Below are 13,365 nucleotides of genomic sequence, written 5' to 3' on the forward strand. Positions count from 1 at the left end.
CTTCCTCCCCAGGCTGAGATCAGAGTGCCTGCGCCTCGTGGTGGGTCAGGCGCTCCTCGATATGCTCCAGTGATCCGAGCGCAAAGAAATCGTCGAAGGAGGCGATCGGAACCTGCTCGGTCAGCCTCGAGAGGAAGTCGTCCGAGCCGAGCTCCTCCTCGATTGCCTCCACCTCGGCCGAAAGCGGCCTGTCCACGATATAGAAATCCGCATGTTTGCGCACGACGTCGTAAAGCATGGCGGCGACGCCCTTCGGTTCGTCGCCGAGAATGTCGATCGCCTGGGCCGACAGCAGCGCCTCCAGCGCTGCCAGACGCTTCAGCGCCTGCATCTGGCGCTCGAAGCGCTCGATGACCAGCGGCAGGAAGGCCGCCTCGTCCTCCAGCCCGGCGGCCACCACCAGCGACTGCGCCGACACCGGATTGGACATCGACAGCACGCGCGAAAAAATCTCGCCGGCAAGCTTGATGATCGGCCCGAAACCGGTGGCGATCCGCCCTGGCGGCACGAGATTGACCGGCAGGTCGCGCCGCTGGCCATTGCCGAGAATGACGCAGCGGTTGAAGGCGTTGCGCGCCGCATGCGCCATGCAGAGTGCGGCCGATTCGAGCAGGATCGTCACATCGAGCGGCAGCGAGCCGCCCGAGGTCATCACCCGGCCTTCGACTACGACGGGATTGTCGTCCGAACGCCCGGTGGCGGCAAGGATTTTATGGCCTGTCGACAGCAGGTTTTCGATGACCGCGCCGAATACCTGGGCGATCATGCGCAGGCTGAGCGGATCCTGCACATGCGTCGCGACGGGCCAGTTCCAGTCGTCGGAGGCGTTGCAGAGCCAGGCGCCGATCAGCGCCTCGCGCGCCGTGCCGACATGGCGGACGGCCTTCCAGGGATCGCGGGACGCGCCGAGCGCGCCGGCCGCCATCATCGCCGTCGCCAGCAGGATGCGGATCGAGGCGGCGGCATTGCGCGTCGTTTCCGCAGCCGCGGCAAAGCTCACCGCATTGATGCTGAGCGAGGCGAGGCTGTCGCGCGGCGCCATCCGCACCGGCTCCAGTCCGGCCGCCCGGAAGGCGTCGGCCGCCTGCATCCGCTTGCCGCGATAGACCGCTTCGCCGACGCCGGTCAGCACCGCGCCGATCTGCCCCATCAGGCCGATATCGGCGCAGCCGATCGAGCCGGTGCGCCGCACGACCGGGATCAGATCGGCTTCCAGCATGGTGATATAGGCTTCGATCAGCTCCGGCGTGCAGCCGACCTGGCCGGTTAACGCCGTATTGACGCGGATCGCCATGGCGTTGCGCACGACATTGCAGGAAAAGGGCGTGCCGGTGCCGAAATGATGGGCGCGCACCAGGCCGAGGTTGAAGGTGTCGAGTTCGTCGGCCGACCACTCCACATCCTTCATGGCGCCGACGCCTGTTGTCGAGCCGTAGACCGGCATGCCTGAAGCAATCGCATCCTCGACGATCTCCCGGGCAATGGCGATGCGGGCCATGCCGGTCGCCGAAGCCGATATCGTCGCCTTGCCCGCACCGATCGCCGCCATCTCGGCAAAACCGAGCGGCCGTCCGGAAAGTTCGATGCCAAGGCGTTCGTGCTGCATGTGCCATATCTCCTAGAACAGGATGATTTTAGGCCGGTCCGGCAGAAAACCTGAATCCTGTTCTAAATTAAAGAGCTAGAGCATGATGTCGCCCGAAACCGCTTACACTTTTCGGCATCATGCTCTAACGGCGAGACTAAGCGAGCCCTCCGTCACATGGGATATCCCAAATGCCGAACACAGCATGTTTTTACCGACGGATCAGCTCACCATCCAGGCAATATAGAGAAGCGTCAATGCGATGACCCAAAGCGCGATCCTGGCCGAGCGGTTATGCCGCGCCTCGGCCTTGCCGATCGCCTCGGCCGTCTGTTCGTCGAACCGTAAGCCGTGTTCGCTCATATGCAGAAGCTGGTGATGGAATTTTTCGGTCTTCGCCGCGATTTCCGGCACGGCTTCGGCAAGCTTCACCGCCGCCTTCAGCCCATCCTTGAGATCGGAGGCGATCCGCTTCGGCCCGAGATTGGTGCGGATCCAGTCGCCGACGACGGGCTCGGAAGCCTTCCACATGTTGAAGCGCGGATTGAGCATGCGCGACACGCCTTCGACCACGACCATGGTCTTCTGCAGCATCACCAGCTCCGGCCGCGTCGCCATGTCGAAGAGTTCGGTCACTTCGAAAAGCAGCGTCAAGAGCTTGCCCATCGAAATCGTTTCGGCCGGCTGCCCATGGATCGGCTCGCCGATCGCCCGGATCGCCTGGGCGAAGCTCTCGACATTGTGGTGGCCAGGCACATAGCCGGCCTCGAAATGCACCTCGGCGACGCGGATATAGTCGCGGGTGATAAAACCATAGAGGATTTCGGCGAGGAACCGCCGTTCCTTTTTGCCGAGCCGTCCGACAATGCCCATGTCGACGGCGACGATCATGCCACCCGCATCGACGAAGAGGTTGCCCGGATGCATGTCGGCATGGAAGAAGCCGTCGCGCAGCGTATGGCGCAGGAAGGACTGGATCAGCGTATCGGCAAGCAGGTTGAGATCGTGGCCGGCCGCGCGCAGCCCCTCGACGTCGGACATGCGCGTGCCGTCGATCCATTCCATGGTGATGACGTCGCGCCCCGTTCGCTCCCAGTCGACCTTCGGCACGCGGAAGCCGGGATCTCTCTCGGTATTCTCGGCGATCTCGGAAAGAGCGGCCGCCTCCAGGCGAAGATCCATCTCCATCTTCGTCGTCTGTTCCAGCGTCTTCGTCACCTCGACCGGCCGCAGCCGCCGGCTCGAAGGCAGGAAGCGCTCCTGCATATGGGCGACGAGATACATCGCCTCGATGTCATGGGCAAAACGCTGGCGCACGCCCGGCCGCACGATCTTGACGGCGACCTTCTTGCGGCCTTCCGATGTCTCGACCTCGGCCGGATGCACCTGGGCGATCGAGGCCGCGGCGATCGGCTCGTCGAAGCTCGCATAGAGTTCGCCGATCGGCCGCCCGAGCGAGCCTTCGATATTGGCCTTGGCTGCAGCCGAGGGAAAGAAGGCCATCCGGTCCTGCAACTGCGACAGGTCGTTGGCGAATTCGACGCCGACGACATCCGGCCGTGTCGCCAGGAACTGGCCGATTTTCACATAGGAGGGGCCGAGTCGCTCGACGGCTTGCGCCAACCGGTCGCTGCGCTTCTGGTGCCGCGCCTTGCTGCGCTCGAAAATCGTGACGAAGGATTTGGCGAGCGCCACCGGAGGCGGCAGCCCTTCGGACGGCAGAGCCGAGACGACGCCTTCGCGCACGAGCACCCAGCCGACGCGCCAAAGGCGGAAATAGGCCCCGAAAGTGCTCATGCCACAGTGCCCCGCCGAGGGAGGTTTGTCTCTTTTTCTTCCCTCATTCCCTCAGAGCTTCCAGCCGGAATGCAGCGCGGCGATGCCGCCGGTATAATTGGTGTAGCTGACGCGTGAAAAGCCAGCCTGGCGGATCATTGCCGCGAAATTCTCCTGGTTCGGGAATTTGCGGATCGATTCCACCAGATACTGGTAGGGTTCGGCATCGCCGGTGATCGCCTTGCCGAATTGCGGAATGGCATTGAACGACCAGGCGTCATAGATCTTGTCGAGCAGCGGCATGTCGACTTCGGAAAATTCGAGCACCAGCAGCCGGCCGCCGCGCTTCAGGACGCGATAGGCCTCCGACAGTGCGACATCGATCCGCGGCACGTTGCGGATGCCGAAGGCGATCGTATAGGCGTCGAAGCTGGCGGCCTCGAAGGGCAGTTCCTCGGCATTCGCCTCGACGAAGGTGAGATTGCCGGAAAGCTTCTTCTTTTCCGCCCGCTCGGCGCCGACGCCGAGCATCGAGCCGTTGATATCGAGCACGGTCGCATGCGCCTGCCGGCCCGAAGCCTCGACGATGCGGAAGGCGATGTCGCCGGTGCCGCCGGCAACGTCGAGCACCTTGTAGCCCGGCTCCTTGCGCGGGTTCAGCGCCGAAATCATCGCATCCTTCCAGGCGCGGTGCATGCCCATCGACATGACGTCGTTCATAATGTCGTAGCGTTTGGCGACCTTGTGGAACACCTGGTTGACGAGGCCCTGCTTCTCGCCGTCAGACACCTCGCGGAAGCCGTAGGAGGTCTCCATGCCGCCATCGGCGGAAGTGCGGCTTTCTGACATCAGACTGCTCCGTTCCTTGATATTCAGCCGCGCAGGCCATAGCGAAAGACCGCGCGCGACGTTATCACTGGGCCGCGCTTTCCGCGGACCACTGGCGCTATAGCGCACATCGTCCTCGGTTGAAACACGTTAGATACAGATGGGTTAAGATGCCGGAATTGCCAGAAGTCGAAACGGTAAAACGCGGCCTGGCGCCGGCGATGGAGGGGGCTCGCGTCGCCAGGCTGGAGTTGCGCCGCGGCGATCTGCGCTTTCCCTTTCCCGAGGCTTTCGCCGACAGGGTTTCCGGCCGCACCATCGTCGGGCTTGGGCGCCGCGCCAAATATCTGCTGGTCGATCTCGACGACGGCAACACGCTGATTTCCCATCTCGGCATGTCCGGCTCTTTTCGCATCGAGGAGGGCGTCGCCTCCGGGACACCGGGCGAATTTCATCATGCCCGTTCGAAGGACGAGAAGCACGATCACGTCGTCTTTCACCTCGACGCTCCGGGCGGCTCCTGCCGCGTCGTCTATAACGACCCGCGCCGTTTCGGCTTCATGGATATGGTGGAGCGCGCCGATCTCGCCGCCCATCCCTTCTTCCGCGACCTCGGCCCGGAGCCGACCGGAAACGAGCTTGGCGCCGCCTATCTCGCCGAGCGCTTCCGCGACAAGGCGCAGCCTTTGAAGAGTGCGCTGCTCGACCAGAAGAACATTGCCGGTCTCGGCAATATATATGTCTGCGAGGCGCTGTGGCGCGCGCATCTTTCGCCTGTCCGCGCCGCCGGTACGCTGGTGACGGCAGGCGGCCGGCCGAAGCAGCAGCTGGACCTGCTCGTCGCCTCGATCCGCGACGTCATCGCCGATGCGATCGCCGCCGGCGGATCGTCGCTGCGCGATCATATCCAGACGGACGGATCGCTCGGCTATTTCCAGCACTCCTTCTCTGTCTATGATCGCGAAGGTCAGGCTTGCCGCACGCCCGGCTGCGGCGGTACGGTCGCCCGTATCGTCCAGGCGGGCCGCTCCACCTTCTATTGCGCCGCCTGCCAGAAATAAGAGAGAACCGGGAGACCAGCATGGCCTATGAGACCCTGATCGTCGAAACCCGAGGCAATGTCGGCCTCGTCACGCTGAACCGCCCGCAGGCGCTGAACGCCCTGAATTCCACCGTCCTGAAGGAATTGAAGGAGGCCTATGCCGCCTTCCATGCCGACGAGGCGGTCGGCGCCATCGTCATCACCGGTTCCGAGCGCGCCTTTGCCGCCGGCGCCGATATCAAGGAGATGCAGCCGCTGGAGTTCGCCGATATCTATAAGAGCGATTTCATCAGCGGCTGGGACGAGGTCGCCAAGGCCCGCAAGCCGGTGATCGCCGCCGTCAGCGGCTTTGCGCTCGGCGGCGGCTGCGAGCTCGCCATGATGTGCGATTTCATCATCGCCTCGGAGACGGCGAAGTTCGGCCAGCCGGAAATCACCCTCGGCGTCATTCCCGGCATGGGCGGCTCGCAGCGGCTGACGCGCGCCGTCGGCAAGGCGAAGGCGATGGATCTCATCCTGACCGGCCGGATGATGGATGCCGCCGAGGCGGAGCGGTCGGGACTCGTATCGCGTGTGGTAGCGCCCGAGCGTCTGCTCGAGGAGGCTCTTGCCGCGGCCGAAAAGATCGCCTCGCTCTCGCAGCCTTCGGTGATGATGGCCAAGGAGGCGGTCAACCGCGCCTTCGAGACGACACTGGAGGAAGGGCTCCGCTTCGAACGCCGGCTGTTTCACAGTCTCTTTGCCACTGATGACCAGAAGGAGGGCATGGCGGCCTTCGTCGAGAAGCGCAAACCGGCTTTTAAGCACCGTTGAACGCTTTTAGCCGCTTGTCATGGCAAAGCTTGAAAATCCGCGTTGACGTGGGCCGGCTTTAGAGTTATATGCCCGCCCACGGTTCGGAAAGCCGGTTTGGTTTTCCGCGATTGCTCCCGCATTGCTGGATTCTGTGGCCGCAGGGCCCGCGGTAATGGCGGAGTTTGTTCGAATTCTTGAGAGAGGCATCCATGGCCAATACAACTTCGGCGAAAAAAGCGACCCGCAAGATCGCCCGCCGTACCGACGTCAATAAGGCTCGTCGCTCGCGCGTTCGTACTTTCGTTCGCCAGGTCGAAGAGGCCATCGCATCCGGTGACGCCGCCAAGGCGAAGGAAGCTTTCCTGGCCGCTCAGCCCGAGCTTGCCCGCGCCGCCAGCAAGGGCGTGCTGCACGCCAACACGGCATCGCGCAAGGTCTCGCGCCTGGCCGCTCGTGTGAAGGCTCTGTCGGTCACCGCGACCGCGTAATCTTCCGTTAACGTCTTCATCTTTATGATTAGCCCGGTAATTTTACCGGGCTTTTTCGATTCCGCCGATCAGCCCTTCTATGGTTAATCCTGCGACTGTTTCGTGTCAATGCCATGACAGGAAAAACTGTTTAAAAACAAATAGTTGCGCAAGGATGCTTTGACGCCACGCGACTCTGCCCCGAGCTTCCGGGAGCAGGGGGGAGTCAAGCAGATTTTTATTTTTTTTCTTTCCATGCGTGTCAAAATAGCCCGAACGGGGAATCTCCTTGATTCAAAAGCGATTCTTTTTTGACGCTGGTGTGACGCCCGAAAACGGCCGGCGGAGTCAATGCCCGCTTCTTAATTTTGCGTAAAATTCATCGTTGATATTGCCATTTGATCCTGCCTAAATGGCTTCCAACAAAGGGCGCGGACATCACCTGCAGAGGCTCGGTCTTAACTGCCACGTCGGCAGGGCGATAAGTTTGTGCCATTTGTTACGGAGCCTTGCGCTTCCGTTTTTTCAAGCACTTGACGGATTTGGGCCGTAACGTGGCTGTTACGGGCAGGGATGTTTTGTGTCTTCGGTGGTCACACGTTTAACGCGAGGCCGCCGGAGAAGGTAAAGTGATATTGCGTTCGGGCTGATCGGTCGAAAACGAGGATCGACCGCCAGCCTGGCACGGAAAGCCGATGAAGGTTGCCGCATGAATGCGGTTCCTGCAACGGAATTCTGCGCCGGTCCCTTCGGGGGCAGTGTTTGAGTGAACCGGCAGGTAAGCGGCTTCATGAGGATGCCGTCAGCTCGCCAAAGCGGGGAATAATCGGGCGGCTATTTTAGCGGAAGCCGCCCGGTGGAATTGAAAGGCGGCATTATGCAGATGAATACGATGACGACGGGCGGGCTCGACAATGGGGATGTGGCACCGCAGGCGTTTGGCTCCATTCGCCTCGAAGTGGGAGAAGCAAAGGCGGAAATGAAGCACGGCATCTTGTTTGAGCGCGTCAGCGCGCGCTTGAAGGCCCAGGTCGGTCCTGACGTCTATGCCAGCTGGTTCGCCCGGCTGAAGCTGCATTCGGTCTCGAAGAGCGTGGTTCGCCTGTCGGTTCCGACCACCTTCCTGAAGTCGTGGATCAACAATCGTTATCTCGATCTCATCACCGGTCTGTTCCAGGCCGAAGATCCGGAAATTCTGAAGATCGAAGTCCTGGTGCGCACGGCGACCCGCAGCGGCACGAAGGCGCTCGATGAGGCGGTCCAGCCCGAGCCGGTCGTTGCCCCCCAGGCGCGCCGCCCGGCAAGCGCCCAGCCGGCCGGCCAGGCCGTCCAGCAGGCGGTTTCCTCAGTGGCTGCGGCAAGGCCCGCAAGCTTTGGCTCGCCGCTCTTCGGTTCGCCGCTCGACAGCCGCTTCACCTTCGACACCTTCGTCGAAGGCAGCTCGAACCGTGTTGCGCTTGCGGCTGCGAAGACGATCGCCGAAGCCGGTTCCGGCGCAGTGCGCTTCAATCCGCTGTTCATCCATTCGGCGGTCGGCCTCGGCAAGACCCACCTGCTGCAGGCAATCGCCAATGCGGCGGTGCAGAACCCGCGGGCACTGCGCGTCGTCTATCTCACGGCCGAATATTTCATGTGGCGCTTCGCCACGGCGATCCGCGACAATGACGCGCTGACGCTGAAGGATTCGCTGCGCAACATCGATCTCTTGATCATCGACGACATGCAGTTCCTGCAGGGCAAGATGATCCAGCATGAATTCTGCCATCTCCTCAACATGCTGCTCGACAGCGCCAAGCAGGTGGTCGTCGCCGCCGATCGCGCCCCCTGGGAGCTGGAATCGCTCGATCCTCGCGTCCGGTCGCGCCTGCAGGGCGGCGTGGCGATCGAATTCGACGCGCCGGATTATGAGATGCGTCTCGAAATCCTCAAGCGCCGCCTTGCGGCAGCCCGGCTCGAAGATCCATCGCTCGAAATTCCGGCCGACCTGCTGCAGCACGTCGCCCGCAACATCACGGCCAGCGGCCGCGAACTGGAAGGCGCATTCAACCAGCTGGTCTTCCGGCGCTCCTTCGAGCCGAACCTGTCGATCGAGCGCGTCGACGAGCTGCTTGCCCATCTGGTCGGCTCCGGCGAACCTCGCCGCGTGCGCATCGAGGATATCCAGCGCATCGTCGCCAGGCACTATAACGTCTCGCGCCAGGAACTGGTCTCGAACCGCCGCACCCGCGTCATCGTCAAGCCGCGCCAGATCGCCATGTATCTGTCGAAGACGCTGACGCCGCGCTCCTTCCCCGAGATTGGCCGCCGTTTCGGCGGGCGCGATCACACGACCGTGCTGCACGCCGTGCGCAAGATCGAAGAGCTGATTTCCGGAGACACCAAGCTGTCGCACGAAGTCGAGCTTCTGAAGCGGCTGATCAACGAATAACCACCCGATTTTCGGAAGGTTTTGACGGCTGGAAGCGATTCCGGCCGTTTTGCTTTATGAGCTTTTTATTCTATACCTCCGGCCATCCCGTGCATGTCCGATTTGGAGCGGCGTGCGTCGGACAAAGACTGAAGCGCCGAAGAGGGCGCATGGGAGGATAATGGATGAGTTTTAGAAAGATCGCCGTTCTCGGCCTCGGCAAGGTCGGACGGCTGGCGGCCACGCTTTTGCATGAGGGCGGTTTCGAGGTCATCGGCGTCGATGCGCAACTGCCGCTGAGCGACGTTCCCTTCAAGTGCCGCGCCGGCGATATTGCCGACGTCCAAGTGGTCGGCGAGCTGCTGTCGAATGTCGAGGCGGTGCTTTCCTGCCTTCCCTACCATCTGAACATCGAATTGGCGCGTGCCGCCCATCTCGCCGGCATTCATTATTTTGACCTGACCGAAGATGTTCCCACCACCAATTTCATCATCGAACTGTCAAAGACCGCCCGCGGCCTGATGGCGCCGCAATGCGGCCTGGCACCGGGTTTCGTCGGCATCGTCGGGTCAAGCCTTGCCGATGGCTTCGAGCGCTGTCGTTCGATCCGCATGCGCGTCGGCGCCCTGCCGCAGCATCCGACCGGCCTTCTGGGCTATGCCTTCAACTGGTCGCCTGAAGGTGTCGTCAACGAATATCTGAACGATTGCGAGGTCATCGAGGGTGGGGTGCGCAAGCTCGTCTCGCCGATGGAATGGCACGAGACCGTCTATGTCGGCGGCGTCAAGCTCGAAGCCTTCACCACCTCGGGCGGCCTCGGCACCATGTGCGACACCATGCTCGGCAAGATCGACAATCTCGATTACAAGACCATGCGTTATCCCGGCCATATGGAGCTGATGAACTTCTTCTTCCACGAGCTTTTGATGCGCGACAAGCGCAAGCTCGCCGGCGAGATCCTGACCAACGCCAAGCCGCCTGTTGAAGACGATGTCGTCTATGTCCATGTCGCCGCCGAGGGCACGGAGAATGGCAGCCTGCGCCGCAAGGAGTTCGTGCGCGCCTATTACCCGATCGAGATTGCCGGCGCACGCCGCACGGCGATCGCCTGGACGACCTCGGCCTCCGTCGTTGCCGTCATCGAAATGGTCCGCGACGGCCTGCTGCCGGCCACCGGCTTCCTGCACCAGGAGCATATTCCGCTGGAGATGTTCCTGAAGACGCCGACCGGCAGCCTGTTCAAGGCCGGCGCCACTACAGCGCCGCGCGTGTCTTCAGACGCGCAAAGGACGCTGTAGCACTTTGAATTGCTGCATAATTTTATCCTTAATCGATTTCGATGTAAGGAATTATGCAGCGGCCACGGCTGAGAATTGTTTTTCCGACGCGGCGTTGATGTCATCGCCGCGTTGGAAACAATCCGTTGTCCGATGTCAGCAGGCGAGATCGGCGACGACGGAATCGAGGATCAGCATGCCCGCCGGCGTGCAGCGCAGCCGTGAATTGCCGATCCGCTCGATGAATTTGTGTTCGAGCAGAAACTCTTCCCGCTTCGGGTCGAGGTCGCGGCCGGAAAGCTGCTGCCAGCGGGCGAGATCGACACCTTCCCTGAGCCGCAGCCCCATCAGCAGCAATTCGTCAGACTGTTCCTCGTAGCCGAGCCGATCCTCGTCGAGAATGCCGTGGCCGTCGCGCTCGACCATGTCGAGCCAGGCTTCCGGCTTGCGCTCGGTCGCCGTCGCGATCTTTTCCGGCCCGCGCGTCAGCCGGCCATGCGCGCCCGGGCCGATGCCGGCATAATCGCCATAGCGCCAATAGGTCAGATTGTGCCGGCTTTCGGCACCCGGCCGGGCATGGTTGGAAACCTCATAGGCGGGCATGCCCTCGCGCGCGGTGATCTCCTGCGTCGCCTCGTAGAGCACGGCCGATTGCTCGCCATCCGGCACGATCAGCTTGCCTGATTTGTGCAGGCCATAGAAGGGCGTGCCTTCCTCGATGGTCAGCTGATAGAGCGAAAGATGATCGACCGCGTAGGAGATCGCTTGCCTCAGCTCTTTTTCCCATTCCTCGACCGTCTGATGCGGCCGGGCATAGATCAGGTCGAAGGACATGCGCGGAAAAATGTCGCGCGCCAGCCGGATCGCCTTCAGCGCATCGGCGACGTCATGCAGCCGGCCGAGGAACTTCAGGTCCCGATCATCAAGCGCCTGCACGCCGAGCGAGACGCGATTGACGCCGGCCGCCCGGTAGCCGCGGAAGCGCTCGGCCTCGACGCTCGAGGGATTGGCCTCCATGGTGATCTCGATACCATCAGGCACGTGCCAGTGCCGCGCAATGCCGTCGAGAATGGCGGAGACCGTTTCCGGGTTCATCAGCGACGGCGTGCCGCCGCCGAGGAAGATGCTCGTCACCGTCTTCGGCCCGCTCATTGCCCGGACCGTCGCCATCTCCTTCAGGAAGGCTGCTGCAAAGCGCTCCTGATCGACCGGCTGGTGGCGCACATGGCTGTTGAAATCGCAATAGGGACACTTCGCCGCGCAGAAGGGCCAATGCACATAGACGCCGAAGCCGGGCTCGCCGGTATCGGGCAGCAGTGCGACGTTGCGCGAGAGGCTTGGAGTGTCGAAATTGTCCACGTAGTGACCTTATGCCTCCAGGCAGGTTTCGACAAAGAGTTTGAAGGCGCGCGCCCGGTGCGACAGCGCCTGCGGCTTGCCGATGTTCCAGCCGTGTTTTTCCTCGCTGCTCATTTCCCCGAAGGTGATGTCGTAACCCTCTGGCTGGAAGACCGGATCGTAGCCGAAGCCCTGGGTGCCGCGCGGCGGCCAGGCGACGCTGCCCTCCACCTCGCCACGAAACAGTTCCGTGTGGCCGTCCGGCCAGGCAAGGCAGAGCACGCTGACGAAACGCGCGGTACGCTGTTCAGGCTTGGTCGCGCCCGCATCCTGCAGCGCCTTTTCCACCTTTGCCATCGCCATGTCGAAATCGCGCGTGCCGTCCGATGTCTCCGCCCAATTGGCGGTGTAGACGCCGGGATCGCCGTCAAGCGCGTCGACCACCAGCCCGGAATCGTCCGAAAGCGCCGGCATGCCTGCGGCATTGGCGGAGGCCACCGCCTTGATCGTCGCATTCTCCTCGAAACTGGTGCCGGTTTCGTCGGGCTCGACGAAATTCAGCTCGGCTGCCGATTTGGCGGTGAAGCCGAGCGGTCCGATCAATTCCTGGATCTCACGGATCTTGCCGGCATTGTGGCTGGCGACGACGATGGTCTTCGTTTCGAGCTTGCGCATTCAGATATCCTGTTCGATGCCCCAGATTTTAGCCTCCGCGCATTCCAGGCTGTTGCCGGCGGGATCGCGGAAATAGATCGAGCGGCCGCCATTCGGCCAGTGCACCTCGGATTCGATCGCCACACCGGCCGCTCTCAGCCGCTCAGTCATGGCATCGATGTTGCGGCCGGAGACCCGGAAGCAGGCATGGCCCGCTCCGCTCGTGCCATGCGGCGGCACCTGCAGCGCGTCGGGGGCCGGCGGTTTGACCGTTTCCTCGGGATTGAAGATCAGCAGAACACCGGGGCCACAGCGGAAGAAGACATGCCGGTTGGCGGCGCGGGTGATCTTTTCGAGCCCGAGAACGTTCTCGTAGAACGCCTCGGCCTCATCGAGATCGTGCGCGTAGAGCGCCGTTTCCAACATGCCTTCCAGCATGGGGTTCATCCCGCAATTGCCTGTTTCTGCAGGGCGACGAGTTCGCCGATGCCGTTCTTGGCAAGACCCATCAGCGAGGTGAATTCCTCTTCGCTAAACGGCGTGCCTTCGGCCGTGCCCTGGATCTCGACGATCCCGCCGGTGCCGGTCATGACGAAGTTGGCGTCGGTCTCGGCCGAGGAATCCTCGAGGTAATCGAGATCGATCACCGGCTGGCTGGCGAAGACGCCACAGGAAATGGCGGCGACATGATCCTTCAGGACCCGGTCGACCTTGATCATGTTGCGGCTTTCCATCCATTTCAGGCAGTCGTAAAGCGCAATCCAGCCGCCGGTGATCGAGGCTGTCCGCGTGCCGCCATCGGCCTGGATGACGTCGCAATCAAGGGTGATCTGGCGTTCGCCGAGCGCCTGCAGATCGACGACGGCGCGCAGCGACCGGCCGATCAGCCGCTGGATCTCCTGGGTGCGGCCGCCCTGCTTGCCGGCCGCCGCCTCGCGCTTCATGCGCTCGCCGGTCGCCCGCGGCAGCATGCCGTATTCGGCCGTGACCCAGCCTTTGCCGGTATTGCGCAGCCATGGCGGCGTCTTTTCTTCGAGGCTGGCCGTGCAGAGCACATGCGTATCGCCGAATTTCACCAGGCACGAGCCTTCCGCATGCTTGGAAAAATTGCGCTCGAACGAGACCTTGCGCATCTGGTCGATTTTTCTGCCTGAAGGCCGCATTCTTATCTCCTGGGGTTTGTTGACCGCTTCTAC

Annotated in this window: 12 protein-coding genes; 5 read left to right on the forward strand and 7 right to left on the reverse strand. The window is 62.4% G+C overall.

All coding sequences use genetic code 11. From position 1 onward, the window contains the following. Positions 1 to 19: 19 nt before the first annotated feature. The 3 genes from BBJ66_RS01790 to ubiE form a co-directional block, all read right to left on the reverse strand. The gene (locus BBJ66_RS01790; RefSeq protein ID WP_071084567.1) at positions 20 to 1,606 is read right to left on the reverse strand and encodes an aromatic amino acid lyase; all 1,587 of its coding nucleotides are present in this window, start codon (positions 1,604 to 1,606) and stop codon (positions 20 to 22) included. Positions 1,607 to 1,807: 201 nt separating this feature from the next. After that, positions 1,808 to 3,382, reverse strand: coding sequence for a 2-polyprenylphenol 6-hydroxylase (gene ubiB, locus BBJ66_RS01795; protein ID WP_071084569.1), 1,575 nt, complete (start codon positions 3,380 to 3,382; stop codon positions 1,808 to 1,810). A 51-nt stretch (positions 3,383 to 3,433) separates the two neighbouring features. Continuing rightward, a complete protein-coding gene (gene ubiE / locus BBJ66_RS01800) occupies positions 3,434 to 4,210 on the reverse strand; it encodes a bifunctional demethylmenaquinone methyltransferase/2-methoxy-6-polyprenyl-1,4-benzoquinol methylase UbiE (RefSeq protein ID WP_071084572.1) in 777 nt (258 codons plus the stop codon). Positions 4,211 to 4,359: 149 nt separating this feature from the next. Between ubiE and mutM the strand changes: the two genes are divergently transcribed. From mutM to BBJ66_RS01825, 5 genes are all read left to right on the forward strand, one after another. Then, on the forward strand, positions 4,360 to 5,250 hold the full coding sequence (mutM, locus tag BBJ66_RS01805; RefSeq protein WP_049730720.1) for a bifunctional DNA-formamidopyrimidine glycosylase/DNA-(apurinic or apyrimidinic site) lyase: 891 nt from the start codon (positions 4,360 to 4,362) through the stop codon (positions 5,248 to 5,250). Positions 5,251 to 5,270: 20 nt separating this feature from the next. Then, positions 5,271 to 6,044, forward strand: a complete 774-nt coding sequence (locus tag BBJ66_RS01810; RefSeq protein WP_071084574.1) for an enoyl-CoA hydratase — start codon at positions 5,271 to 5,273, stop codon at positions 6,042 to 6,044. Positions 6,045 to 6,235: 191 nt separating this feature from the next. Further along, positions 6,236 to 6,514, forward strand: coding sequence for a 30S ribosomal protein S20 (gene rpsT, locus BBJ66_RS01815; protein WP_003570835.1), 279 nt, complete (start codon positions 6,236 to 6,238; stop codon positions 6,512 to 6,514). A gap of 856 nt (positions 6,515 to 7,370) precedes the next feature. Then, complete coding sequence (gene dnaA, locus BBJ66_RS01820; protein ID WP_049730792.1) at positions 7,371 to 8,921, forward strand: chromosomal replication initiator protein DnaA; 1,551 nt, start codon at positions 7,371 to 7,373, stop codon at positions 8,919 to 8,921. A 164-nt stretch (positions 8,922 to 9,085) separates the two neighbouring features. Continuing rightward, on the forward strand, positions 9,086 to 10,198 hold the full coding sequence (locus BBJ66_RS01825; RefSeq protein ID WP_071084576.1) for a saccharopine dehydrogenase family protein: 1,113 nt from the start codon (positions 9,086 to 9,088) through the stop codon (positions 10,196 to 10,198). A 135-nt stretch (positions 10,199 to 10,333) separates the two neighbouring features. On the opposite strand, the gene hemW is transcribed toward BBJ66_RS01825, so the two are convergent. Genes hemW through rph form a run of 4 tightly spaced genes read right to left on the reverse strand, consistent with a single transcriptional unit; the run spans position 10,334 to position 13,332 of the window. Further along, positions 10,334 to 11,536 carry a radical SAM family heme chaperone HemW gene (hemW, locus tag BBJ66_RS01830; protein ID WP_071084578.1) on the reverse strand — a complete coding sequence of 401 codons (1,203 nt, stop codon included), beginning with the start codon at positions 11,534 to 11,536 and terminating at the stop codon, positions 10,334 to 10,336. A gap of 9 nt (positions 11,537 to 11,545) precedes the next feature. Next, on the reverse strand, positions 11,546 to 12,190 hold the full coding sequence (gene rdgB, locus BBJ66_RS01835) for an RdgB/HAM1 family non-canonical purine NTP pyrophosphatase (protein ID WP_071084580.1): 645 nt from the start codon (positions 12,188 to 12,190) through the stop codon (positions 11,546 to 11,548). After that, positions 12,191 to 12,616, reverse strand: coding sequence for a VOC family protein (locus BBJ66_RS01840; protein ID WP_071084582.1), 426 nt, complete (start codon positions 12,614 to 12,616; stop codon positions 12,191 to 12,193). Further along, the gene (rph, locus tag BBJ66_RS01845; RefSeq protein ID WP_049730714.1) at positions 12,613 to 13,332 is read right to left on the reverse strand and encodes a ribonuclease PH; all 720 of its coding nucleotides are present in this window, start codon (positions 13,330 to 13,332) and stop codon (positions 12,613 to 12,615) included. The genes BBJ66_RS01840 and rph overlap by 4 nt, the downstream gene beginning before the upstream one ends. Positions 13,333 to 13,365: the final 33 nt, after the last annotated feature.

Origin of the sequence: Rhizobium sp. RSm-3, from assembly GCF_001854685.1 — a bacterium.
GTDB lineage: Bacteria > Pseudomonadota > Alphaproteobacteria > Rhizobiales > Rhizobiaceae > Rhizobium > Rhizobium ecuadorense.

Coding starts and splice junctions, on each gene's coding strand:
- BBJ66_RS01790 (WP_071084567.1), bottom strand. CDS start 1,606: ATGCAGCACGAACGCCTTGGCATCGAACTTTCCGGACGGCCGCTCGGT.
- ubiB (WP_071084569.1), bottom strand. CDS start 3,382: ATGAGCACTTTCGGGGCCTATTTCCGCCTTTGGCGCGTCGGCTGGGTG.
- ubiE (WP_071084572.1), bottom strand. CDS start 4,210: ATGTCAGAAAGCCGCACTTCCGCCGATGGCGGCATGGAGACCTCCTAC.
- mutM (WP_049730720.1), top strand. CDS start 4,360: ATGCCGGAATTGCCAGAAGTCGAAACGGTAAAACGCGGCCTGGCGCCG.
- BBJ66_RS01810 (WP_071084574.1), top strand. CDS start 5,271: ATGGCCTATGAGACCCTGATCGTCGAAACCCGAGGCAATGTCGGCCTC.
- rpsT (WP_003570835.1), top strand. CDS start 6,236: ATGGCCAATACAACTTCGGCGAAAAAAGCGACCCGCAAGATCGCCCGC.
- dnaA (WP_049730792.1), top strand. CDS start 7,371: ATGCAGATGAATACGATGACGACGGGCGGGCTCGACAATGGGGATGTG.
- BBJ66_RS01825 (WP_071084576.1), top strand. CDS start 9,086: ATGAGTTTTAGAAAGATCGCCGTTCTCGGCCTCGGCAAGGTCGGACGG.
- rdgB (WP_071084580.1), bottom strand. CDS start 12,190: ATGCGCAAGCTCGAAACGAAGACCATCGTCGTCGCCAGCCACAATGCC.
- BBJ66_RS01840 (WP_071084582.1), bottom strand. CDS start 12,616: ATGAACCCCATGCTGGAAGGCATGTTGGAAACGGCGCTCTACGCGCAC.
- rph (WP_049730714.1), bottom strand. CDS start 13,332: ATGCGGCCTTCAGGCAGAAAAATCGACCAGATGCGCAAGGTCTCGTTC.